Raw genomic sequence first — 24,429 nt, 5'->3', positions numbered from 1 at the left:
TTGTCATATTGCAAAAATAGCGCGATCGCGCTATTTTTGCAAGTGCTACATGGGTACGATATTTGAGGGTTTTAGCGCTCAAACCCCTACGGTGTAAGGCTTGACGCTGGGTGTAGTACATCTGAATGGGGGGAACTTCAGCTTAGAAGGGCGGGTTTAGTCAACTTATCGGTTGTGTCCAAAACGTTATGAGTAAAACCCGCCCCTACATTCCTGTTCGGCTTAAATTGAAAGACCTAGCTTTAGACCGAGGACAATGTGAACAACGAGCAGGATCATGATTGTACTACCCAAATAAGCATGAGCAGTACGAAAAAATTCCTTCTTGTCACCTCCAAAACCCGTTAAAGCGATTAGCGCGTTAATTCCTAACAAAGTTACGGCAAAAGAACCTGTCCAAAAATGTGGACTTTCAAAAATAGGTTTATGCTGCATAACCAAGGAAAGAACTCCTCCGGTATAACCCAGCACAATAAACAGGTACATCAACGGTGCAAGCTGACGGTGAGATGCACGACTTTTCGCCGCCACTTCCCCATCCTTTGTTAGGCGACTAAGCCATCCCATATACGCGACAAAACTGCCGAGAACAATTATCACGATTCCCATCATGACAGGATGTCCCCAGTGAACAATCGGCTCAGGAACGCCTATGCTGCGAAACCACGCAGCGAGAGGTTCTAGCGCTTGACTCAGTTGTTCTCCCATCGGTTTGAATTCATATTTATTTACATCTATCTATTTTGACACGCTTTTCGCTCCCAGCCACTTAAATGAGCGGCAAAAAACCTTGGACATAAGACGAATGACTAATCAGATAATCAGCCAAACCGCCAATCCCCAAAACGGGACATATCGCAACCAGCGCTCTTTTTTGTCCGAGGGAATGACAGCGGTTAATAATACACCCTGAAAAATGGAAAATAGCACCAAATCAACACAAAATGCTATAGTCACTCGGTTACTCATCAGCAGTTGCCTAAAATAGTGCGCCCTCTGTGCTAAATCTCCAAACTCCGGTCTTCCCACAAAACCCCATACAATCGCTAGAGTACCAAAAATCAGCCCTATCCATCCGAAAAGACGAGCTAACCAGCCTTTTTTAGGTTCATCCTTTTCTTGAGGAGGGGGAACGGTATAACGTAGCGCCATATAAGGAGTAAGAATAACATTGGTTAGGAACATCGCCCCACTCCACATTAAAACCTTAGGTAAATGGCGTCCCCTTTTGTCAAGTAACAGTAAGGGGAGAAACATAAATATCCAGGCTTCGGCAAAGTTGAAGAGTGCTTCCAGGGTAGGGTGAACTGTCGGTGACTTCATGACATTAATGCCCACCGCATTGAGAATCGGTAAGATTAAGAAAAAATTTAGGGACTCATCTAGAATTTCCTGTAGGGTTTCTGGTTGAATCGCCCAAATTGGTTCTCCGGGAAGAAGTTGATTGGATGGAGAGAGTAAGAGGACATAAGTATAGACTATCGCCAACAGTGCCAACGCGATCGCAACCCCAGGCTGAGGCTGTTCTGATTTAGCAATAGAACGAGTTTCTGGCTGATGTTTAAGCAGTCGTCGTACCAAAGGAGTAACTAATCGAATAATCCAGAATGCAACTTTACCGGGTTTAATTGGCGGTTCAACCACATCACGGGCAAAAACTAACTTACCCGTGGTTTCAGACAGGCGATAAAAGCTGACCCCTCGTCCATTGGGAAAGGGAATACTATCAAGTTCAACATGCCAAAGGACACCCGTGGAAGATGGAGCTGCGGTTGTAATATCATCAATAATAAAGAGTAAGTCATCGGGTACACCTCGAAAAGATTCTTCAAAAAGCTGCTGAACGGCGGCTTTCCCGCGAAAGGGTTGGGGAAAGTTGAGATCTTCATAGACGCACTCGTCATCGATACAATCTATAGCGGCTGAAATATCCCTACGGTTGATTGCCTGATACAGGGATTCAATAATCAAATGAGCAGGTTTTGTCATGGGGACAGTTTGTAACTCTATTGAAACTATATCTGACATACGGCAGCCAAAACTGCTCACAATCAGTGTTTTTCGCACTTTTCAAGGGAGTAATCGTTTGAATGGCTATAATTTGATTAAAATACAAAATAAGAGTATTCCTACCAGAATGGGGTATAATTTATGACCAATCAAATTTTAAAAGAGCGTTATCAAATCAAACGCCCGCTGAGAAAACGAGCAGGTCAGTGTACACTACTAGCCTTGGATCAGTACACCCAAAACTTCGTTGTCGTGAAACTGCTAACCTTTAGCGGTGATTTGACATGGGAAACATTCAAACTTTTTGAGCGCGAAGCCAAAACTTTACAGAACCTTTCCCACCCAGCCATCCCTCGCTATCTGGACTACTTTGATATTCAGACAGATCAGGGTAAAGGCTTTTCCTTGGTACAAAGCTATATTAATGCTCCCTCATTAGAAGAGTATATCAAAGTGGGACGAAGGTTTAGTGAGACATCAAACGTCTTATAAGATGGGTGCAAGAGGTAGCATAGTGAAAGTTGAACCTCAAATTAATATTTGGGCTGGAACTAAAAAATTTACGGTTGGTAGTAATTGTAAATTTTTTAAGTAGGTTTTATAGGGTTTCAGTTGCCATGATGACCATCCCAAGTGATCCAGGAGGGCTTCCAAGTCCGCGATCGCACTGGCAAAGGTATAAGGATTCCAGATAAGGATACAGTTTGCCGTGTTGGTGTCATTACCTACAAACTGGGTAATGGTTCTTATCCGTATCATCCACATTTTTTTACAATTGTCAATGGAACACCTTGTCTCTTGACTGAATAAACCACGGGACACTCTGGAAATCTTTCTTGGAAATCCCATCGAGGTCTAGCTATATAGTAAAAAGGTTGGGTAGCCCCTAGTTTCTTAAATTTGCCGTGGGAAATAACATTAATATTATGTTTGGCAAAGGTTTTGGATGAGTGTAACTGACTACTCGATACGACTATTTCGTCAGCAATACTATTATTATTGATCCACTCCATTCCATCGCGCATACTTAATCCCCAATAATCGGTTTCATATCGATTATCTGCTTGGACTAGTCCTCCAGATATCCGGTTAAAATAGACATATTCGTAAGGATGTAAGTTAACCATGTCAAAGACAATAGGACTGAACAAGGTTATAATTAGAACTGCGAAAAATATTTTATAATTTTTTCTATGCAGCTTTTGGTAAATCCAAAGTAATGCAGTCGCTGCAATGGCGGCAATTCCTGGGATAATAAATAAAAACTGACGCACTCCATCGTAAATAGTAGATTGCCTGAGAATGGCGATAGTTGGCAAGGTGAAAATTTGCAACAGAACTAAAACAACACAAGCTGTTTGCGTGTCGTTTAGTTTTTTTGCCTGGCTAATTAGTAACAATAAACCCAGGAAAAACATAATTATAAAAATTCCTGGTATAGTCATTAAAAACCATTTGGGTAAATAATACCACGGTAGTTGATGAGCGGATATAAATTGACCTTCAAATAGAACTGTACCACTCCATCCATGCTTAGAAAGATATCTCAAGGTTTCAATGAACCATCCGATTGGATTAGACCAAGATGCTGGATGAATAATAGTTGTAGTTGTAATCCAACTGATAACCATTAACCCATATAGACTCCAGAATCGGTAAAGCTTGCGATAATTTTTTTTCTTGACTAAACTTGTTAGCAGATGAGCAATTCCGACAAAAAATAATAAAAAGAATCCGCCGATTCTGGTTCCAGTGACCAAACCGACTAAAATTCCGTAAAGAAGGGAATAAAGAGTTACACGATTAATCCCTAATTTAATATTGTCTTGATCTGCTTTAAGATAGTAATCTACTAAGCAAGCACCTAGAAAATTAGCTAGTGTAAACATTGCCGCAAAGGGGATATCTTTAGGATTAAAGAAGCTATGTCCCCAAAACCTTGGAAAAAGCGCTAGAACAACTGCACCAAACCAGGCATATTGTCTACCCGCCAATATCCCCACAATCCCAGCTACAGAAGCATAAGTAATAAGAGACACCAAAAATGTACAAATGTGCTTTACTTTAATCCTTTCATAAAAATCATCTGAATTGTTAATCGATTTTTGATTTTTTGACGATGAAATAGAATTATTAATGACTCTATCATCCCCAAACTCTTTTAATTGAAAAACTGCTTCTGATGTGACATTAAATAAAGTACCATAATGTTTTAGATTACTTGGAATTGGTTCACCTTTAGTAATTAGATTTAAATTCCATTGAACCATTTGTATTTCTATATTCTCATCTGAAGAAACTCCATAGTGACTAACTATTGATAAGCCTATTATTGCCAAGCCAATAATCACAATAGCGGTTTTGATATAAGCATTTTTAAAAAAATATTTAGTGGCAGCAAAAAAAATGAAAATCATAGGATTGAGTTCTATAAATTACCAAATTACCACCAGTACCACAGCCAGCTTCAAAAATCGCTGCCTTGTCTGGTAGAACAAGGTTTGTAATTAACGTGTCAATAATTCTCCGCCTTGCCACAAACCACCAGTGCGAATCTTCGAGAGCTGCCATTTTTTTGTATATTTTAGGCTCCATCGTCGGTTACTCCAGGATTGAATGTAAGCTATTCATGATATTTATTTACTTTATGCCTCTTGATTAACAAATTCACCTTTTTCAATACCTTGATGATTTAGGTTGAAACCATAGCGGTTACGCACTAAGTAAAGTGGGCGTTGTTTGACTTCCTCATAGACACGACCGAGATACTCACCGATGATACCTAGCGTAATGAGTTGTATACCTCCCAGAAAAAGAGTAACTACCATGAGTGAAGCATAACCGGGAACGACGATTCCCAAGATTAATGTACGAATGATGAGAAAAGCAGCATAGAAAAATGCCAACAACGATAAAACGACTCCCATATAGCTCCAAATTTTTAAGGGAACTAAGCTAAAAGATGTAATCCCATCGACTGCAAAATTCCAAAGTCGCCAATAATTCCATTTAGTCTTTCCCTTGTAACGTGGCGCTCGATCATAGAAGATGGATATTTGCTTAAAACCAACCCAGGCAAAAAGCCCTTTCATGAAACGAGTGCGTTCTGGCATTTGCTTGATTACCTCGACAACCCGTCGATCCAATAACCGAAAGTCTCCAGTATTACGGGGAATTGGTACCCGACTCATGCGACAAATGACTCGGTAAAAAGAATTAGCAGTAAAGCGCTTTAACCAGCTTTCCCCTTGGCGCGATCGCCGTGTTGCATAAACCACATCATAACCTTCACGCCACTTGGCAACGAGTTCTCGGATTAACTCCGGTGGATCTTGTAGATCAGCGTCAATGGGAACCACAGCAGCACCATTCGCGTAATCAATTCCTGCGGTTAAAGCTATCTCTTTACCAAAATTGCGCGATAGGCTAACAACCTTAATGGCGGAATTTTGATAATGATGTTTGATCAAACACGCCAGTGTATTATCTTTACTGCCGTCATCAACACAAATAATCTCATAGTTTAATTTCAGGCTGTGTAGTACAGACTCTAAACGCTCAAACAAATAGTCAATGTTGACTTCCTCATTATGAACAGGAACAACTATAGAGACTTCTATATTCTTTAAGTTTTGCGAATTAAGTATAGGCATTTTATTCCCCTCCTTGATTCAAATAAGTTATCCTAATGATTAGGAGGCTAGCTGTTTTCTTTTCATTTTTATTGCTTCGATTGGTTGAGCTTGTCAGATTTAGGTATAATATTACCCAGAAATATAAATATTGCAAGGAAAATTATATTAAGTTTTTTGTCAAGATAAAAAATGTTTTCTAAAATACAGAAACTTGAGGCGATAATGCTTCTTGGACTAAGGCTTCTGATTCTGAATCCAAGGCAGAGGTGGCTTCATCTAAGATAAGAATACGGGGATTGAGGAGAACTGCCCGCGCGATCGCAATCCGTTGTCGTTGTCCCCTAGATAGGTTAATCCCCCGTTCCCCGACCCAGGTGTGATACCCTTGGGAGAATTGGATAATGAATTGGTGGGCATTGGCGATTTTGGCAGCGTCTTGGACGGCTTCGTTGTTGGCAACTAACTCCTTTTTCCGCCCAGTTTTTGAAGATGAAGAACATCCTGGTTAAGCGGTAGCTTCTCTATGTTGCTCTAAAAACGCTTCTACTGTTTGATTAAATTCCTCTGGCGCGACCAAAAAGGGCCAATGATTGCCGGGAACCTGACAAACTTGTAAATTTTTCAAATAAGTTTTATAGGGTTTCAGTTGCCATTCTTGGCGATTCACCCCTTTTTCGGGTTGCACAAACAGGGTGGGGATATGAATCGGACTTGTTAATCCGGCGACGAGCATCACATCTTCAAACGTACCATCACGGGCAGCAACGGTAAATTTACTCCCCCAAGAGCCATCTGGTTTTTGTTCAATACTGCCTTGAAAAACTTGCTGCTGTAAAGGAGTCCAATCTTGATATTGACTTAACTGACGCACTTTCTGTTCAGCGTCTTCATAACTCTCAAATGGACCCATCCCTTTGAGAAAGGGCAAAACCCGGTATAACAAAGGGAATGTAACCTTGAGCAGACTAGGCATTTTCCAGATAAAGATTGGATCAACTAAAATCATGCTGCGGAACCGTTCGGGATGCTGTTTTGCCCAAATCGGGGCTAATTTACCCGTCCAGGAATGTCCAATTATATGGGCTGATGACCATCCCAAGTGATCCAGGAGGGCTTCCAAGTCCGCGATCGCACTGGCAAAGGTATAATCATCTTCAGGCTTGCTACTTTCCCCATGACCCCGCATATCGGGAGCGATGATATGATAACTCTGAGCCAAATACTCTCCTAAATTTGACCACACTAAAGCGTGATCCGCTAAACCATGGAGCACTAACAAGGGTTCTGAACCTTGATTCCACTCTAGATAAGACAATTGGATTCCAGATAAGGATACAGTTTGCCGTGTTGGTGTCATTTCGAGTTCCAGACGAGTCAATCCGAACGTAGAATAGCAAATATCAACAAAAGATAAAGCATTATACTTAGCAGGGATTCGGTCAGTAGAATCAGAACAAATCCTATTGGTTTGAGTAAGCTTACGGCTGATTGAGATGTACTAATGGAGGGAGGCAATCGGTATGGCATTTACAGCTAGTGTTATTTCAACGAACGAATGGAGCGCCAAACCCCCAAGACAATGGGCAGGGGAAACTAGACCGCAATATATTATCATTCACCATACGGCGACTCCTAATCCTCCCAATGATCTATCCAGAGGAACATTGACGGGCGCCAAAACCTTGGCTCGCAGCATTCAAACCGCCCATATGGATGGCTTTGGCTGGATTGATTCCGGTCACAATTTTTTGAACACGACAAGTGGGTATTTGCTAGAAGGCAGACATGGAAGTCTGAATGCGGTTAAAAGGGGACGCAGTATCCGTTCATCCCATGCGGGTAGTAATAAAGGGAATGAGTCACCGGGTATTGAAAATGAAGGAACATTTACCACCTATCAAATGAATGCCAAACAGTGGGGTAGTTTGGTTGACTTGTGCGCCTCGATTTGCTCAACCACTAAGATTAGCCCAGATAATATTCTCGGACATCGCGACTTTTCTCCCACTCAATGTCCTGGGGATTGGTTATATAGTCAATTACCTCGCTTGCGCCAGGAAGTACGTCAGCGACTGGGAACCTCTTTCCCAGCGATTTTGCGGGAAGGGGACACAGGACCGAGAGTCAAGGAACTCCAGCAAATTCTCAGCGCCCAAGGGTTTAAGGTGGGTCCAATTGATGGTATTTTTGGCGCAGGTACTGAAGATGCCGTAGTTTTGTTCCAAAAGTTTCATGGGTTAGATGCCGATGGTTTGGTCGGACCTGCGACGTGGAAGGTATTAGAACGGGTTTCTCAACCTACACCGCCACCTCCCACCGACACGGGGATTCCGACAGCGCCGGAGACAACAACAGGGGGAAGTACACCTTTGGGTTCACAAACCCCTTTCACCCAGGTTCAACTCCTCGATACCTATAAGTATTACCGGGAACTCCCCCACCAAATTCAAGCGATTCAGTGGTTACAAGGACAAGTGTCGCAGGCGACATTGGTGGAGTTTTCCCAAAAATGGCGCAATCAACCGACAGACCCTTTTTTACCGCTCCAGGAAGGTTCCGTGGGTCCACAAGTGAAGAAAGCCCAAGAGATTTTGCTGCAAAAAGGCTTTGATCCAGGTCCTGCGGATGGGATCTATGGTGCTAAGACAAAAAGCGCTGTTATTGCGTTTCAGCGGTCAAAGGGGATGACAGGGGATGGGATTGTGGGGGCGGTGACTTGGTCTGTTCTGAATTTAGCATAAGGTAATGGGCTTGATACAATAGCAGTCTGCGTGTAAAGGTAACTCAATGGTACAAACACCTACTAAAATCCTGACATTGGAGGAGTTTCTCGAACAGCCAGAAACAGAACCTGCGAGTGAGTATCTTGACGGGAAAATTATCCAAAAGCCGATGCCTCAAGGAGAACATAGCGCCATTCAAACTGAGTTAGCCCCCGCCATTAACGCCGCCCTCAGATCAAAGCGGATTGCCCGGGTGTTTTCTGAACTTCGGTGTACATTTGGCGGACGTTCAATTGTGCCGGATATTGCTGTGTTTACTTGGGAGAGGATTCCCCGACAGGAGAATGGTAGGGTAGCGAATGTTTTTGCGATCGCACCTGATTGGACGATTGAAATTCTCTCACCTGACCAAAGCCAGACAAAAGTTACCAAGAATATTCTGCACTGTTTGAAGTACGATAGCAAGATGGGATGGCTCATTGATCCAGATGAGCAATCAGTATTTGTTTATCTACCGGATCGACCAACGGATGTTTTTGATGAATCACAAGCACGATTGCCAGTTCCAGAATTTGCGAAAGACTTCAATCTGACGGTGGGAGAGTTATTTAATTTGCTGCTGGAGTGATGTGATCAGTAAGAGAAACTATCGCTTACCCGTCTTAGAGAAATTCCGGAAACAGAAAGGAATTAATTTGCTCGTACTCTTTCTCCAGCCGTGCTTTCGCCAGTTGATAGTAATCAGGATTAATTTCTGCACTGTAGCACCGCCGATCCTTTCGTAACGACACTACAGCAGCTGAACACATTCCGCCAAACGGTTCCCACACAACATCGCCAGAATCGCTAGTCGCCAGAATAATTAGTTCAACTAGACGTAAAGGTTTCTGGTTTCCATGAAGACATTTTGACTGCCGATTTTTCAGGCGTTCCTTACCTCGAACTGCCGGTTCTGACCAAACATTAGTAATCCCGTGAATATGATGCCATTTAGCTCGCATTTTTGACCATTGTTTCGCTGTTACTGGTGATTGACCCTCAATTGAAAAGTAAGGAATTGGGGTCGGTTTACCATAGCGATTAGCATAAGTGACAATCCGTTCCATCATATCAGGTGGAGGAAAATACCACAAATGATCCTTGGTAAAATATTTACGAGTCGCCGCATTTTTTACTCCACACGCTTCGTTCGTTTTACTCAAAGGAAGTCCAGTCCTAAGCCACTCATGACGTAGCCACTGCTGCATCGGTAATTGATAACCATCACCCGTCTGAAGTTGCACCTCTCGAACATAATGCACGCAAACTTCAGTCACAATAGGAAAGCGCCTTATTGTTTTACTATTCACATTACCTGCAATATGGGCAACACCTTTATCCCAAACATTCACCGAACGGTATTGCCAACCCTCCTTGACCAAAATGGGATGAACAGTAGCCCAGCCAATTTCACTACACCAAAACCACAATGTTGTCTCTGGTAAAGAATAGCGTGACCAAGCTTTAATGTGAGGTGCATACCAATCGGCTAAATCCGTTGGTGTTGGTGGATCACCAGGGAAAAGTCCTAATCCATAAGCACCATCTGAGATGATAACTGTTGGTGCTTGCCAAGCCCAATAAAGGGTTAACACATCAGCCTTTTCAAGTCGTACCGAATCGATAACGGTGGTAGAGGTTGGGGAAGTGAGTTCTGATGGCTTATTGCACCGATGATTAAGCTGTCCTGAGTTGTCTGTACCATACCCTATATCAGTCACAATTCGTTGTCCTTTGCTCAAGTTTCACCATAACACCCCTGTTAATAGTCGATTTTGGACTATTCTAAAATCGACTATATCATCAAATGGGGAGGTCAACTTAGATGGAAAAGTCGATTTGTACAAAAGAATATGCCTTATTCCTGAGTCACCTCCGCTCAGCTAGGAAAGCCGCGGGATTGACACAAGTCGAAATTGCCCAATGCCTCCAGCAAACTCAGTCATTTGTAAGTAAATGTGAACGGGGTGAAAGACGTATAGATATTGTGGAACTCCGTGCATTTTGTCAAGCCATTGGAATTTCTTTGAGTGACTTTATTCAAAATCTTGAAATCAGGTTACAGGAAATAGAGCGGTAATGCGTTATCAGGAAGCTCTGGAAATTGCTACAGCTAATTTACTCAGCTTGAGAGGGCATACCATAGATGTTCTTACCGTCTCAAGACCTAGGGATATTCAGGGAGCTATAGAGCTATCCAAAATCGTTAGTAAACTATCACCGATCATTGGCAATCTCTTAGAATATGCTATCACCCGACACTTGAATGAGGCAGGAACCTGGGAAGAGAATTATCAGTGGATACGACAAGATCCTGGTTTTCCTGATCTAATTCTCAATGGTATACCCGATATACAACCTGGTATTGAGATTAAGACTTGGTTCCCATTATCTACTGAAATAACAGCTCGATTTCGGGATAGCCAAACTCACTTTTCAGCCAATCAAGTAAAAGTCGTGATAGTCTGCTGGATGCTGGAATATATTCTCGCTGGTCAACCAAAAATTGTTGACATTTGGGTAGGAGATGCTATTGAGATTGCTAAAACCCGTGACAATCATTATCATAATCCCCCCTCCTATGTAGTCATGGAACCAGAAGATACCCGTTTACGTACTCGCAATCTTCAACAAACAAACTGCCATGGCTATAAATTTCAAGGAACAGTGGAGCAATTCAATCAAGCGATGCTCTTAGTTCAAGACTGGGGACATCAGGGACAGCAATATCGTCCTGATCCAGATTATCAAAAACGTATCCGTCAACTGACTGGCAGTTTTCCCTACCGTCTTGATACCAATTTTGCTAAGGTGGATAGAATTAGTTTACCGAGTTTGGAAACTTTTAAAGCTAATATTTTAAACTCAATACATACTGGACGTTCAATTCAGTCATGGATCAAGGCAATCAAGTCGCACGATTCCCGCGTTTTGCAACAATTAATTGATCCATCAGTCTAAATATCTATTGATTTAGTAACATGGGCTTTATTATCAGTGCGGCTAGTCTGAGTTCAGAAGGGATGACGCAGACAGAAGCCTGAATAGTGAGGGACACAGATTGACACAGAGAAGTAAATAATTTCCCCAAGAATTGAATCATCTTTTCATCCTTTGCATAGAGAATTAACGCCTCCATGTATTTCTAACTTTTCACGGGAAGTCTCGAAACTATTGTAGAGACGCGCCATGGCGCGTCTGGGCGGGTTTAGTCACATCCTGGTGAAACCGAAAAGATAGTAGTGAAACCCGCCCCTACACAATCTACAAATCTCCCAATCTCTCACTCAAAACTTACCTCCCTTCGTTGCGCCACATACCGTGAAGAAACCCAAGACACCCAAGCTTAAGTCAGAATCGAGTTTACTAGATAAGAATTGTAGTCCATTTTAATGGACTTAAGCTTTTAGCCAAGAACTTGAGTTCTTGGCGGGTGTCGGGGCTTACCGAAAAAAGGAGAACCATCAGGCTAAATCCATCCACCCATTTGTTGATTATTGAAGACGACAAGGGACAGGTTGATCAAGTTTGCTTAGTGATAGGGATTCAATCGTGAATCGCTCTTATTCATAGCTAAGTAAACTGTTGTGCATAGAATCGCGCATAACGTCCCTCTCGCTCTAACAATTCTGCATGGGTTCCTGACTCGATAATCTGTCCCTGTTCCATCACTAAAATACGGTCAGCACGGCGCACAGTAGTTAAGCGATGAGCGATGATAAATACGGTGCGCTCTTTCATAATTCGTTCTAATGCTTCTTGGACTAAGGCTTCTGATTCCGAATCCAAGGCAGAGGTAGCTTCATCTAAGATAAGAATACTGGGATTCAGCAGAACCGCCCGCGCGATCGCAAGGCGTTGTCGTTGTCCTCCAGATAGGTTGATTCCCCGTTCTCCTACCCAGGTGTGATACCCTTGGGAGAATTGAATAATAAATTGGTGAGCATTGGCTATTTTAGCGGCGTCTTGAACCGCGTCTAAGTCAAAGTCTTTTTGACCAAAGGCAATATTCTGGGCAATTGTGCCAGAAAATAGGGTAGTTTCTTGGGGAACAATGCCAATTTGCCGCCGCAGGCTTTTTAGGGTAACGTCTCGGATATTGATCCCATCAATCAGAATTTCTCCGGCTTGCGGATCGTAGAAACGGGGGAGTAAATTAACTAAAGTGGTTTTGCCAGCACCCGATGCCCCAACTAGCGCGATCGCTTCTCCTGGCTGGGCAAGAAAACTTAAGTCTTTTAGCACCCAGGGCGCGTCTTGCCATGGCGCGTCTTGATCCTTGGCGATTGATGATAACGTTTCTTCAAACCCCGCCCTTTCTAAGTTCTCTTGGGCTTGAGTGTAGGCAAAGCTAATCTGGCGATATTCGACTTTACCCGTAACCGGGGGGAGAGTCATCGCCCCCTCTTTTTCGATCACCGTTGGCACAATAGCAAACAGTTCAAAGATGCGATCAACCGATGCCTCACCCTGCTTAAATTCGTTATAGTTGCTAGTAACGATCGCGATCGGATCAATAAGCATGGCAACCGCCGCACCATAGCTGACAAATTCACTCCCAGTTAAGTTACCTTGGGCAATTTGCCATCCCCCTAATAAAAAGACTAATAACAGGCACATCGCCTCCAGAAACCCCACCACAGGAAACTGAATCGCCTTTAACCGTTCCGCCGCATACTTGGCTTGACGATTGTTTTCTGCCTCTTGACTAAATCGCTCTAATGTGTACTCTTCAGCCGCAAAAGCTTGGACTAAACGAATCCCACTCAAGACTTCAATCAGCAACGCCGATAAATCTGACACCCGATTTTGACTACGCCGAGAAAACTGGCGCATCCGTTCGCCAAACCAGCCAATTAATAGACCCATTAACGGGGCAATGAGTACAATACCCAGGGTAAGTTGCCAGTTCAAGTAAATCACATAAGCGAATACAGCAATCAACTGTAAGACGCTGGGGACAAACTGGTGAAAGAACTTGTTTACCACCTCGCCAATGCGGTCAATATCCTCGGTGAGTCGATAGGATAAGTCCCCGGTTTTAGCCGTTTCAAAGTAATCAAGACTCAGGCTTTGCAGGTGGGCGTAGACATTTTTCCGCAAATCCAGAGTAATAGACAAGGCAGCTTTTGCCATTAGGGTATCTTGCCCATACTGTGCCAGCTTCTGACCCAAGAAAATTAAAGCAGCAATTCCGGCAACTTGTGCGATCGCGCCGACATTTCCCTGTCCCACATAAGCCGCAATCCGCCCCGCTAGCCAAGCCAGGAGGGGCCACACGGCGACAAATCCCAGAGTACAAGCTAAGGCTTGCCCAATGGTGAATCTTTGAGGGCGCAGATAAGGCAACAGTTGCCAGTAATGAGAACGGGTTTTCAATGTATAATCACCCAAATGCAATTTTCCTCTGTCTCACGCTATCAGCTTTGATCATTTCTACAAAGACTTTCCTGGAACCAGGGAAGTTTCTACTCCTTAAGTGTTTAAGGTATATCAATCAAAATGTAGGGGCGCAAGGCTTGCGCCCACACATAAGTACATCTTATGAAAAACGCTATACAATAATAAGACAGAATATTACAGATTGAGGCGTTGTATTATGTCAACTGAGGTGACTCAGACTCAGAGTTCCCCAACAACTCCCGTGGTGGACTGGGAACCCCAAATGCCGCCCACTGATTTAATTTTTGATGATGGAGAACCCTTGGAAAGTAACCGCCATCGCATTGCCATGAATCTGTTGATTCAGTTAGTCCATCAAGCCTTGGCACACCGCGAGGATTACTTTGTGGGTGGTAATATGTTCATTTATTACAGTCGCACCCAGGCACGGAATCGGGATTTCCGAGGACCTGATTTTTTCGTGGTGTTGAATGTGGATGGTACAGGTTCTCGCCAAGGTTGGGTAGTGTGGGATGAAGAGGGACGTTACCCGGATGTGATTATTGAACTGATGTCTGCTTCTACAGCTAATACTGATATTGGGACAAAAAAGGATATTTACGAAGGAACCTTTAGAACACCCGATTATTTTGTGTTTGACCCGTTTAATCCGGACTCTTTACAGGGATGGCGGTTGGATACGAATTTACGTTATCAACCGTTGGTTCCGAATGAGTCAGGATGGTTATGGTGCGAAACTTTAGGGTTATGGTTAGGAATTTGGCAAGGAACAATAAGCAGAGAAACAGCACCGTGGTTACGATTTTATGACCCAGAGGGGAATTTAGTTTTATTACCCGAAGAAGCTGAACATCAACGGGCTGAATCTGAACGTCAGCGGGCTGAATCTGAACATCAACGGGCAGAAAGTGAACACCAACGGGCAGAAACTGAACACCAACGGGCAGAAGCTGAACGCCAACGCGCCGAACGTTTAGCCGCACGATTGCGGGAGTTAGGAGAAGACCCAGATAATTAAGGAATATGGGAGAGAAAATCATTGACCTCATGCGGCTGTACATCCCCTTGTAAAATAGAGATTTATCCTCAATGTCGATAGCCGATTAAAATCATGACACAGCAATTACAGCATCGCATCATCTGTTGGAGTTTAAGTTTAATTATCGCTAGTTTTAGCTTCGTCTTTGGACTACCCGCAAGTGCGAAGGCTCAGTCTATCTCAAACACTCATCCAACTCAAATCGCTACAGTATCAGCCAGTGAAGCCTTTCGCAATGCATACAATCAGCGCTATACCTGGGATAAAAATTTTCCCGGTTATTCCGCAGAAGTTTCGATTACTCACAAGGGAGATATTGACCAGGGAATCGTTCGTGTTCAACCGGATATGACTGTGGAAGTCATTAATGTTGAACCGGAGGATTTGCGGGAGTTGGTTGCCAATACTGTTAAGATGGAAATCATTCACCGCCGCCGAGTACCGTTTGAGCAGTTGCATGGTAACAATGACTTTGAGTTAACGGGAAAAGACGAGTATGGCGCATTAAAAATCAATGAAGTGGGTGATAATTCCTACTATAAGGTGAAAGGTGATGTAATCACTCAAGTGAATCGCAGCTTTGGAGATGTAGCAGTAACGGTTGACACTCTAGGCACGACTAAAACTCCAGAGGGTTATTTAGTCAGTCACTTTAAAACCACGTTTCGCGATGCCCAAACAGGTGAAGTTCTGGAAAAAGAAGATGTGCGAGATTTTCATGAAAAGGTGGGCAAATACTATTTGCTAACGAACCGGATGATTCGATATGCCCAGGAGGAAAATCCTGAAGAAAAACCTGTGGCGGATACGAGGATTCGCTTTAATGATATTCAGCCGTTGTAACTAGAAAAAAATGATTGAGTGGGATCGAGTCGCTGAGTTGTATGATATCTATGTCCAGAGTGATATCGATATTTCCTTCTTTATTCGAGAAACCCGTAAAGTATCAGGTCAAGTTCTCGAATTGATGGCAGGAACGGGGCGCGTCTCGATTCCTTTATTAGAAGCTGGCGTTTCGCTGATTTGTGTGGATGCTTCGGAACAAATGCTAGCTGTTTTGCAAAAGAAGCTGGCACAAAAGGGATTGTCGGCTAGAATTCAGCAGGCTGATGTGCGAGAGTTAGATCTGGAAGAGTGTTTTGAATTAGCGATTATTCCGTTCAATTCATTTTCGGAACTTTTGTCAAAGAAAGACCAAAGGAATACACTCCGCTCAATTCACAACCATTTGCGTGAAGGTGGGCAACTTATCTGTACTCTACATAATCCTAATGTCCGGTCAAAATTGGTCGATGGTTCTCTGCGTCTAGAGGGAAAATACAGTCTGGGAAAAGAACAACTTCTGTTCTGGGGACTGGAAAAGCAGCAACAGAATCACTGTATTGTTGAGCGAACTCAGTTCTACGAAATCTATGATCAACATGGTTTTTTGCAATCCAAGCGCCTCCTAAATATGCATTTTTGCCTGATCAAAAAACAGGAATTTGAGGAAATGGCGCAGGAAAGTGGTTACAAAATAGTGGCATTATATGGCGATTATTCTTGTGCAGAATTCGATAGTGATACCAGTCTTTCCATGATTTTTATTTTGGAGAAATGATCAAAAAAGTAGATGGCAGATGCACAAGTAAAAAGTTAGATGATATGCGCGATCGCGTCTCCTGTCTCGGAAGCGAGAAGTTTGCTGGCTTCGGAATAGGACGCAATCCAGATTTTCGGTAAGTTGTTTGCTGTAAATTCAGTCACAATTGTTACTAATTTCATTTAGATTTTGTCCTAATTTTTCCATGAAACTCTCCCAACGGTTTACCGACGCCTTAACCTTTGCCACCGAACTACACGCCAACCAAACCCGCAAAGGGAATGGCGTTCCCTACATCGCCCACCTGCTAGCTGTTGCCAGTATTGCCTTAGAATATGGGGCAAATGAAGAGGAAGCGATCGCAGCCCTTCTCCATGATGCCATTGAAGATCAAGGCGGTGCAGCAACCCGTGAAGAAATTCGCCGCCGCTTTGGGGATACAATCACTGAGATTGTCGATGGTTGCACCGATGCTGACACCACACCCAAACCCCCTTGGCGTCAGCGCAAAGAAGCTTATATTGCACATATTCCCACAGCATCAGCTTCGGTTCGTTTAGTGTCTGCCGCCGATAAGCTGCATAATGCTTGGTCAATTCTTAAAGATTATCGTATTTTAGGGGATAAGGTGTGGCAACGCTTTCATGGGCGTAAAGAAGGTACACTTTGGTATTACCGTTCCTTGATTGAAGCCTTCCGCACCCAGGAGTCTATGCCGATTATTGACGAATTGGATCGGGTGGTGAGTGAATTAGAATTATTAGCAGGTGTAACTGATTAGAATTCTGAGTGGTGATCTGTGTAGGGGCGGGTTTTACCTCTATCATTGGTTGTCACCCGAATGTAAATAAACCCGCCCCAACTTGATGAACGGGTTTGTCACTAAACCTGCCTTTATCTGTATCTTACGGCTGCGATCGCGTAAAACCCGTAACCCATTCACCCCATTATCATGCCATGAAACCAATACTTCTAACCACGGCTGCTATTTTCACCGCCATCACTCTGAATACCAGCGCCTTGGCTGAAAATCTACAAAATATCCAAAAGGTACTCTCCACCAAAAACTGTCCCGGATGTGATCTCACCGATGCGGGTCTAGTTATGGCAGAATTAGTCGGAGCAAATTTGAGTGGGGCAGATTTGAGTCGCGCTAATCTCAGTCGGGCAAATTTAGTGGGGGCGGATCTCACCGGGGCAAATCTCAGTGGCGCGTCTCTCAATGGTGCAAACCTAACTGGCGCAAATCTCAGTGGCGCTATTTTAGTGGGAACGGATCTCAGAAGTGCTTATCTCGTCAATGCTCAACTGTTTGGTACGGATCTCAGTAGCGCTTATATTCAAGGAACCATTGGTCTTCCTCAGTATGCCGGAACCGCTGAAGATTTTTATGCCTGGGGTGTGATTGAAGCAGAACGGGGAAACTACCAAGCTGCCATTGAACATTATAATCAAGCTCTGAATCTCAAAGCTGAATTTGCTCCCGCCTATTTAGCCCGGGGAATTGCCCGATTTCGCTTGAGTGATCACGGCGGTGCTAGCCGAGATGCTGAAGTTGCTAGTCAGCTTTTTACTAATCAAGAAAACTTAGTTGGTTTCCAAGCTTCACAGAACCTGATCCAAATGGTAGAAATTGCTCAAAATCCCCCCGAAGTTCGCTCTCGCCCATCTTTTGGAAATGCTCTTGTGGGTATTGGTTCATTACTGCTGCGGTTTTTGTCACCGCTTTGACGGTTAGATCCTGAGTGTCGGAATTTGGTTTTTTTAACGCAGAGAACGCAGAGGTTTACGCAGAGGGCGCAGAGGGGTTTGGAGGATGGGGATCAAAATTTTATCTGGTTTGTAAGGTGGGATAAATGATGTTATTTTCGATGGTTTTAATAGTTTTTTTTAACTATGACTAAAATACCTTCTAAAACTGAAAGTGAGCAAATGTTGAAGTGGCTGAATAAAAATCGGCACACTTTGTTGGATTTATATCGCAATCAATATGTGGCTTACAATGACCATCGTGTTATTGCTCATAGTGGAAATTTGCGCGAAGTTTTGGAGTTGGCTACAGCATCAGGGGAGATGTTTGCCATTTATTTAGTGCCACGCAGCACTGCTTCTATCCAGATTTTACCGATTCATTTTCGCACAGTGGCTCGCCATGACTGGTTGCCGAATTATCATGTCAGGCTTAAGTATAAGGATTTAGAGATTTCTACCACAATGTTAGTAGACTCTGGGGCAGAAATTAGCTTAATTTCTTTAAAGGTGGGTCAAGATTTAGGCTACAGCTTAGCGGATGCTGAATCAACGTTATTAGCGGAGACTATTGGGGGAACGGTTGAGTATGTTTTGCGTAATGTGGAAATGACAATTGATGGACACAGTTTTATCGCTCCTGTCGCTTGGTTACAAAGCATTACAGGTGCAGAACAATTGCTTTTAGGGCGAGAAGTTGTATTTGATCGGTTTAATATTGAGTTTAGACAAGCCGACGAGCAAATTCTGTTTACTTGGCGTGAATAGTTGTCGTAATGGACAATGATAATATAGCCGTTATAAAACCGATTAGGTACACCTGACTGTAGGGGCGCAAGGCTTGCGCCCTTCCGGACTCCAGTTGCAACCTACTGTATTTTATTTACTTCCAGAACATTTTGACTGGATATTGACAACATAGATAGAGAGAGAATGGCAACCCGAATTCATCAAGCTATTTCCCTGGAAGAATCCTTACGGGGAAAAGTGATGCGAGTAAATCGTCCCGCCCAATAATTTTAAGTGTTACATCAGTAAACTTAATTGAGAACCTTGCTCGGTTTTTCGTACTTCAATTCGTGTCTGAAAGGCTTCCTTAAATTGGGGCATGTGGGTTACAGTTAAGATACAAGCAAAGTCGGACGCGATCGCGTTAATCGCCGCAATCAATCGCTCACATCCTTCAGCGTCTTGCGTACCAAAGCCTTCATCGACAATCAGCATTTGCAAGGAAGTTCCCGCCCTCTGCGCTAAGAGTCGGGCTAGGGCGAGGCGAATGGCAAAGTTAATCCGGAAGGCTTCACCGCCAGAATAGGTTTCATAAGGGCGGGTTCCTCTGGCGTCGGCGATTAAAATATCTAGGGTGTCGATGAGTTTACTTTTGCGCTTTGATGCCCGTTTTCCGGCTTTTTGGGTGACAATTTGCACATGTAACTGATTTCCGGTCAGTCGTGATAGAATTTGATTGGTTTCTGCCTCTAATTGGGGTAAAATATTTTCAATCATCAACGTCTGGATGCCATTTTTGCCAAAGGCTTTGGCTAGTTCCTGATGCACTCGATATTGCCGTTTTAGGGTTTTAACCTGTTCCTCTTGCTCTTGATATTGAGTTTGCAGAGTATCCAGTTGAGTTAAGCGCTGTTGTAAACGCCCGACTTGGGATAGGTGTTCATCTAGTTGTCGGCGTCGCTGTAGGATGCGCTGTTCTAGTATTTGCAAGTCGCGGCTGGTGTCGGGATACTGTTCCAATTGTTTGACAATTTCGGCGAGTTGTGTATTGAGAGTTTCGCGATCGCCTTGTCGCTTGGCTAGGGTTTGATTGAGGCTGTCTAATCGTTGACAGATTTGAGGATAGTGTTCCTGGGCTTTGGTTAATTCTTGATGGCGTAGTTGCCAAGATTGAGCTTGTCGCAGGGAGGTGCACAGTTGGTTGTGGGTGTCTAAGTTATAGCCAATTTCGCGAATTTGTTCCTCGATCGCATCGAGTTCCTGTTTTAGGGGAGAGGTGCTTTGTAACTCCTCTAGGGATTGGTTGAGCTGATCGAGTTGGGCTTGCAGTTGGGGTTGTTGTTCCTGAATTTTCTCTAGGCGTCGCTGGGCGTCTTCGAGTTTGGCTTGGCGGATTTCCGCCCAACGCCAACGATCGACTTCTCCGCGTGCGAGGGCGTGGGTTTGTTCGTTGTAGTTTAGCTGTTGTAGTTGGCTATCCAGAGTTTGCAGTTGGGTTTGGATATCTAGGGCGTAGGTTCCTTCACTTAGCGATCGCTCTAGTTGTTTCTTTTCTTCGGAGATATCATAGAGGCGATCATACACTTCATCGGTGGCTTCGAGTCGGGCTTCGAGTTGTCCCCGTTGTTCGAGTAATTGTTCAAACGGTGCCAATTCTTGGGAGAGTTGGGCGTATTCTTGACGCAGGACTTGCAGTTCCCGTTCACAAACGGCTAGCTGTTCTCGCACCACCCAGAATTGATCTTGAATTTCCTGTTGTTCTGTGGTAGTTTTCTGGATAACGTAGTGGGAATGGGTTTCATCTAAGGGGCGATCGCACAGGGGACAAACAGCGTCCTGAACCTGTAACATTTGGATTTTCTGCGTGAGTTCGGCGAGTTGTTTTTCATAACGGCGCTGGCTTTCTTGCAGTCGTTCCTGAAAGTTGCGGCGTTCCAATCCTTTTTCTTGGACGCGCTGTTGATAAACTTTCTTTTTTTCTAAGGTGCTGATTTCGGCGACAACGTGCAGAACTGTTTGTCGCAGTTGGGGAGTTGTGGCGATTTGGTGAGATAATTGATCTTCTGAGGCGTTGAGTTCATCTAAACGGGCGCTGAGGCGGGCGTGGATGCGATCTAGTTCGCTTTGCAAGGCGGCGCGGCGTTGCAGGATGGGGGAGACATCGAGTTGAAGTTGATCCAGGTGATTGAGGCGGGTACGGGCGGCTTTGAGTTTTTCCAAGGCTTCGGCTACGTCTGTGGAACGGCTGAGGATAGTTTGAATTTCTTGTTCTTGGGGGCGCAGGGCGTCGAGTTGAGCTTGGGTTTGACGGATTTGCAGATTCAATTCCTGAATCTGTTGGTTGAGTTGCTGTTGTAGCTGCTGTTTTTGTCGGTGGGCGTTTTGATCCGCGTGGAATTTTTGGCTGAGACTCTCTTCTCGCTGTTGCAGGGTGAGATAATCGGCATAACCGGCAGTAATTTGGTCGTTTTGGTCGAGAATGGTGGCTAATTGCTGCTTTTGGGTTTCGGTGGTGGTAATATCCTGATGCAGGCGATCGCACTCTTGGCTGAGATTTTGGTATTGCTGGCGGACAAAGGTGAGTTGTTGTTCCCAGGTGTGGCGTTGGTGTTTGAGAGATTGCAGGTGGTGCAGTTGGCTTTGGTCGGTTTCGTGGTCTTGGCGTAGTTGGTTTAGGGTGGTTTGAGTGGCGTCTTGTTGCTCCTGCGTCGCGTCTCGTTCTTCTAATTGCTGCTGAATGCCTTGTAAACTAGATTCGAGTTGCTCGGCTTGACCTTTGAATTGGCGGGATAAATCCTTTGCTTGATCCGCTAATGTTTCGTATTGATCCAGTTTCAATAAATCAGCTAAGATTTGTTTGCGTTCCGATGGACGCCGCAGCATAAATTCATCCGCACGCCCCTGACGCAAGTAAGCGGAGTTAATAAAGGTATCATAATCCAGCTTAAGATGATGCAGGATAAGCTGTTGAGTTGCCCGTAATCCTTTTTCAGTTAAGGAACGAAATCCATCGGGCGTTTCAATTTGAAATTCCAGGGAACTGCTTTGTCCCCGTTGTTTGCTCCGAATCACCCGATGGGTTTGTTGGTTATTATGGAAAATGAAGTCTACCCGTACATTTTTCGCTCCGGCATGGATTAAATCATCTTCCGACGCGGCACGGCATTGTCCCCAAATCGCCCAGGTGATTGCTTCGAGGAGAGAAGATTTCCCCGCACCATTGGCGCCACAGATACAAGCCGTATGCAGTCCGCGAAAGTCGAGAGTCGCTTCACGGTAGCTTAAAAAATTTTTCAGGGTCAGTTTCAGGGGAATCATGCAGGCTGGAATGCCATTGAAATTAGGGATGCAAGAAAATTGTCAGTACATACGCACGCTCTCCATAGTTTATAGACGCCGGGATGAGGATTCCAGCCTTTTCCTCGACAATTTTACAATATTTAATATAATAGGAGTCTAGGAGAAACTGCTCAAAAAATTAAGTATCGGTTACCCTCACTGGCTCAAAATGCAGCGTTAGCCCTAAAAAATCATTGAACCGGTGGAAAGAAAAATCACTTTTGACAGGGTAATGAAAAAGAAAGGGTAAAATTGTATACAATAATAGAATAGCCAGAGTCAAGATCAAGAAAATACCTTCCTGCTAGCTACCGCAACGGTTCTGGTTAGCGACAACATCAGGGAAAGTGATAACACCAGCAGTTAGGGGAATCAGCATTTACTGTTTTTCAAGTGAGCCAGATGAAAAGAGCTGTACGCCGAATAAGTCAATCACTGGCAGCCCTCTATAGTCTAACAGGACTTATGGGCTTTGCTAAGGTTGCCCAAGCACAAGTTACTCCAGAGCAGGGTAGCAAAACAAATGTTACCCAAGAAGGAAATAATTATAACATTATTGATGGCGTTAACGCTGGCACTAACCAAATTTTTAGCTTTGGGGAGTTCAGTCTTGGCTCAGGTGAAAGTGCTACGTTTAATGTTAATTCTAATATTCAAACTATTCTCAGTCGGGTTACAGGTGGCAATCTGTCTCAAATCAACGGACTCATCGATGTATTGGGAGGAACAGGTAACACCAATGTATTTTTGATGAATCCGGCGGGTATCGTTTTTGGTCAAGGTGCAAGTTTAAATGTCCCAGGAGACTTTACCGCGACAACGGCTACAGCGATTGGTTTAGATTCCGGCTGGTTTAAGGCAACAGGTCCAATTGACCTGAGTATAGCTAATCTTAGCGGAACCCCTAACAATTATTTTGCCTTCGATACATCTGAGCCAGGAGCGATTATTAACTCGGCTGATCTGGAAGTTGAAAATGGGAACTTAACCTTAATCGGTGGTACAGTTGCCAGTGAGGGTAATCTTTCAGCGCCCAATGGTCAAATTACTATTGCAAGCGTTCCAGGCGATAGTGTAGTCCGCCTAACCCAACCCGGGATGGTTTTGAGTCTTGAGATTGACCGCCCAGACTATTCAGGCTCTGATCCAATTCCTCTGACTAATATACCAGCTTTAATCACCGGCGGAAATTTACAAAATGCGACAACTTTAGCACTCAATAGTCAGGGACAAGTCGTATTGAGCGGTTCGGGCATCCAAATTGGAGATGTTGTCGCCACTGACACGATTACAGCATCGACGGGAATCAATATCAATTCAAATCGCAGCATTACAACAGCCAAGCTTGACACCAGTAATTCAGATCAGGATAGTGCGGGTTCAATCTCACTGTTGGCTCAACGGGACATTACAACTGGCGATCTAACTACAGATGATAACAGTAATGGCTCGGCTGGTGATGTAACCTTGTATGTATCAGAACAAGGAAATATCATAACAGGTGACATAAGAGTGCAGAATCAGCAGGAAGGTGACGCTGGTGATGTAACTATATCCACAGATGACGGTAACATCAACATAAAAAATATTTTTGCCGAAAATCATGCGCCTCAGAATAACCCTGGTGGAAGTAGTTCCGTCATCTTATCTACTGCTACTGGATCTATTAATATCCAAGGAAACATCAGGGTAGCAAATGATGCGGCAAATCCAAATAATTCTCCTATTGAACATGGAACTGTAGAGTACTATAATCCGGAGCCACCCGAGTCCAACTCCAACATCGATCCAAATAGCTCCACCTATAATAGCAATATAATCCAGCCAAATGACGTTGCACCTGAAAAGCTGGATAGTCATTTCACTCCAGCAACTCCGCCACAGTCTTTGATAACAGAGAATTTACCACCGAATCCACCACCAACAACAGAGGAACCTAACCAACCACCGATAACAGAGGAACCTAACCAACCACCGATAACGGAGGAACCCCCCGAACAAGATCCATATGTTGGGGTTAATCAACCTGCTCCTCCTCCTTCCGTAGAGCTTGAGGAACCTTCTGAAGAAGAATCGCCTGTCATAGTTGTTGAGGAAACGGAACCGACTAATCCTCCAGTAGCACAGGAACCAGTAGAAGCGGAACCGACTAATCCTCCAGTAGCACAGGAACCAGTAGAA

22 protein-coding genes and 1 pseudogene are annotated in these 24,429 nt (G+C 44.0%); 12 read left to right on the top strand and 11 right to left on the bottom strand.

Annotation, left to right across the window (positions count from 1 at the left end; translation table 11 throughout):
• Positions 1-222 precede the first annotated feature (222 nt).
• Both RLO19_RS13005 and RLO19_RS13000 read right to left on the bottom strand, forming a co-directional pair.
• Positions 223-708 (bottom strand): DUF4079 domain-containing protein, encoded by a 486-nt coding sequence (locus RLO19_RS13005; RefSeq protein WP_446356969.1) that lies wholly within the window; start codon positions 706-708, stop codon positions 223-225.
• Between the two features lie 105 nt (positions 709-813).
• Positions 814-1,989, bottom strand: a complete 1,176-nt coding sequence (locus RLO19_RS13000; protein ID WP_446356967.1) for a nuclear transport factor 2 family protein — start codon at positions 1,987-1,989, stop codon at positions 814-816.
• A 162-nt stretch (positions 1,990-2,151) separates the two neighbouring features.
• On the opposite strand from RLO19_RS13000, the gene RLO19_RS12995 reads away from it, so the two are divergent.
• Positions 2,152-2,502, top strand: a complete 351-nt coding sequence (locus RLO19_RS12995) for a protein kinase domain-containing protein (RefSeq protein WP_446356965.1) — start codon at positions 2,152-2,154, stop codon at positions 2,500-2,502.
• Positions 2,503-2,538: 36 nt separating this feature from the next.
• Here RLO19_RS12995 and RLO19_RS12990 read toward each other — a convergent pair whose 3' ends face one another.
• The 5 genes and pseudogenes from RLO19_RS12990 to RLO19_RS12970 all read right to left on the bottom strand — a co-directional run bounded on the left by RLO19_RS12990 (position 2,539) and on the right by RLO19_RS12970 (position 7,002).
• Entirely contained in the window at positions 2,539-2,769 is a 231-nt protein-coding gene (locus tag RLO19_RS12990) for a hypothetical protein (RefSeq protein ID WP_446356963.1), read from the bottom strand.
• A complete protein-coding gene (locus RLO19_RS12985; RefSeq protein ID WP_446356962.1) occupies positions 2,766-4,427 on the bottom strand; it encodes an ArnT family glycosyltransferase in 1,662 nt (553 codons plus the stop codon). The genes RLO19_RS12990 and RLO19_RS12985 overlap by 4 nt, the downstream gene beginning before the upstream one ends.
• Before the next feature lie 228 nt (positions 4,428-4,655).
• Complete coding sequence (locus RLO19_RS12980; RefSeq protein WP_446356960.1) at positions 4,656-5,663, bottom strand: glycosyltransferase family 2 protein; 1,008 nt, start codon at positions 5,661-5,663, stop codon at positions 4,656-4,658.
• Between the two features lie 202 nt (positions 5,664-5,865).
• Positions 5,866-6,093: pseudogene (locus RLO19_RS12975) on the bottom strand (ATP-binding cassette domain-containing protein); the annotation flags it as partial.
• A gap of 57 nt (positions 6,094-6,150) precedes the next feature.
• Positions 6,151-7,002, bottom strand: a complete 852-nt coding sequence (locus RLO19_RS12970) for an alpha/beta fold hydrolase (protein WP_446356958.1) — start codon at positions 7,000-7,002, stop codon at positions 6,151-6,153.
• A gap of 163 nt (positions 7,003-7,165) precedes the next feature.
• Here RLO19_RS12970 and RLO19_RS12965 point away from each other — a divergent pair, with 163 nt between their 5' ends.
• Both RLO19_RS12965 and RLO19_RS12960 read left to right on the top strand, forming a co-directional pair.
• Entirely contained in the window at positions 7,166-8,386 is a 1,221-nt protein-coding gene (locus tag RLO19_RS12965) for a peptidoglycan recognition protein family protein (protein WP_446356956.1), read from the top strand.
• Positions 8,387-8,432: 46 nt separating this feature from the next.
• Positions 8,433-8,996: a Uma2 family endonuclease gene (locus RLO19_RS12960; protein WP_446356954.1), complete on the top strand. Its 564-nt coding sequence runs from the start codon at positions 8,433-8,435 to the stop codon at positions 8,994-8,996.
• A gap of 34 nt (positions 8,997-9,030) precedes the next feature.
• Here the strand turns inward: RLO19_RS12960 and RLO19_RS12955 are convergent, their stop codons facing one another.
• Positions 9,031-10,128, bottom strand: coding sequence for a DNA methyltransferase (locus RLO19_RS12955; protein ID WP_446356952.1), 1,098 nt, complete (start codon positions 10,126-10,128; stop codon positions 9,031-9,033).
• Positions 10,129-10,232: 104 nt separating this feature from the next.
• Here RLO19_RS12955 and RLO19_RS12950 point away from each other — a divergent pair, with 104 nt between their 5' ends.
• Together RLO19_RS12950 and RLO19_RS12945 are read left to right on the top strand one after the other, a co-directional pair.
• On the top strand, positions 10,233-10,487 hold the full coding sequence (locus RLO19_RS12950) for a helix-turn-helix domain-containing protein (protein WP_446356950.1): 255 nt from the start codon (positions 10,233-10,235) through the stop codon (positions 10,485-10,487).
• On the top strand, positions 10,487-11,368 hold the full coding sequence (locus RLO19_RS12945; RefSeq protein ID WP_446356948.1) for a hypothetical protein: 882 nt from the start codon (positions 10,487-10,489) through the stop codon (positions 11,366-11,368). The genes RLO19_RS12950 and RLO19_RS12945 overlap by 1 nt, the downstream gene beginning before the upstream one ends.
• A 612-nt stretch (positions 11,369-11,980) precedes the next feature.
• Here RLO19_RS12945 and RLO19_RS12940 read toward each other — a convergent pair.
• A complete protein-coding gene (locus RLO19_RS12940) occupies positions 11,981-13,786 on the bottom strand; it encodes an ABC transporter ATP-binding protein (RefSeq protein WP_446356971.1) in 1,806 nt (601 codons plus the stop codon).
• Between the two features lie 220 nt (positions 13,787-14,006).
• On the opposite strand from RLO19_RS12940, the gene RLO19_RS12935 reads away from it, so the two are divergent.
• The 3 genes from RLO19_RS12935 to RLO19_RS12925 all read left to right on the top strand — a co-directional run bounded on the left by RLO19_RS12935 (position 14,007) and on the right by RLO19_RS12925 (position 16,449).
• Positions 14,007-14,828 carry a Uma2 family endonuclease gene (locus RLO19_RS12935; RefSeq protein WP_446356946.1) on the top strand — a complete coding sequence of 274 codons (822 nt, stop codon included), beginning with the start codon at positions 14,007-14,009 and terminating at the stop codon, positions 14,826-14,828.
• Between the two features lie 93 nt (positions 14,829-14,921).
• Positions 14,922-15,692, top strand: a complete 771-nt coding sequence (locus RLO19_RS12930) for a DUF3386 family protein (RefSeq protein WP_446356945.1) — start codon at positions 14,922-14,924, stop codon at positions 15,690-15,692.
• Between the two features lie 10 nt (positions 15,693-15,702).
• Entirely contained in the window at positions 15,703-16,449 is a 747-nt protein-coding gene (locus RLO19_RS12925; RefSeq protein ID WP_446356943.1) for a class I SAM-dependent methyltransferase, read from the top strand.
• Positions 16,450-16,484: 35 nt separating this feature from the next.
• On the opposite strand, the gene RLO19_RS12920 is transcribed toward RLO19_RS12925, so the two are convergent.
• A complete protein-coding gene (locus tag RLO19_RS12920; RefSeq protein WP_446356941.1) occupies positions 16,485-16,613 on the bottom strand; it encodes a hypothetical protein in 129 nt (42 codons plus the stop codon).
• Positions 16,614-16,636: 23 nt separating this feature from the next.
• On the opposite strand from RLO19_RS12920, the gene RLO19_RS12915 reads away from it, so the two are divergent.
• The 3 genes from RLO19_RS12915 to RLO19_RS12905 all read left to right on the top strand — a co-directional run bounded on the left by RLO19_RS12915 (position 16,637) and on the right by RLO19_RS12905 (position 18,948).
• A complete protein-coding gene (locus tag RLO19_RS12915; RefSeq protein ID WP_446356940.1) occupies positions 16,637-17,212 on the top strand; it encodes an HD domain-containing protein in 576 nt (191 codons plus the stop codon).
• A gap of 176 nt (positions 17,213-17,388) precedes the next feature.
• A complete protein-coding gene (locus RLO19_RS12910) occupies positions 17,389-18,162 on the top strand; it encodes a pentapeptide repeat-containing protein (RefSeq protein WP_446356938.1) in 774 nt (257 codons plus the stop codon).
• A 165-nt stretch (positions 18,163-18,327) separates the two neighbouring features.
• Positions 18,328-18,948 (top strand): DUF5678 domain-containing protein, encoded by a 621-nt coding sequence (locus RLO19_RS12905; RefSeq protein WP_446356937.1) that lies wholly within the window; start codon positions 18,328-18,330, stop codon positions 18,946-18,948.
• Positions 18,949-19,206: 258 nt separating this feature from the next.
• Here the strand turns inward: RLO19_RS12905 and sbcC are convergent, their stop codons facing one another.
• Entirely contained in the window at positions 19,207-22,227 is a 3,021-nt protein-coding gene (sbcC, locus tag RLO19_RS12900; RefSeq protein ID WP_446356936.1) for an exonuclease subunit SbcC, read from the bottom strand.
• Between the two features lie 423 nt (positions 22,228-22,650).
• Here sbcC and RLO19_RS12895 point away from each other — a divergent pair.
• A partial coding sequence (locus RLO19_RS12895; RefSeq protein ID WP_446356934.1) for a two-partner secretion domain-containing protein occupies positions 22,651-24,429 on the top strand: 1,779 nt, incomplete at its 3' end.

The sequence above is a fragment of the Coleofasciculus sp. G2-EDA-02 genome (genome assembly GCF_040226375.1).
In the GTDB taxonomy this organism is placed as follows: domain Bacteria; phylum Cyanobacteriota; class Cyanobacteriia; order Cyanobacteriales; family Coleofasciculaceae; genus Coleofasciculus.
The sequence above is the reverse complement of the archived record's forward strand: the minus strand, read 5'-3'. Positions and strand labels throughout refer to the sequence as shown.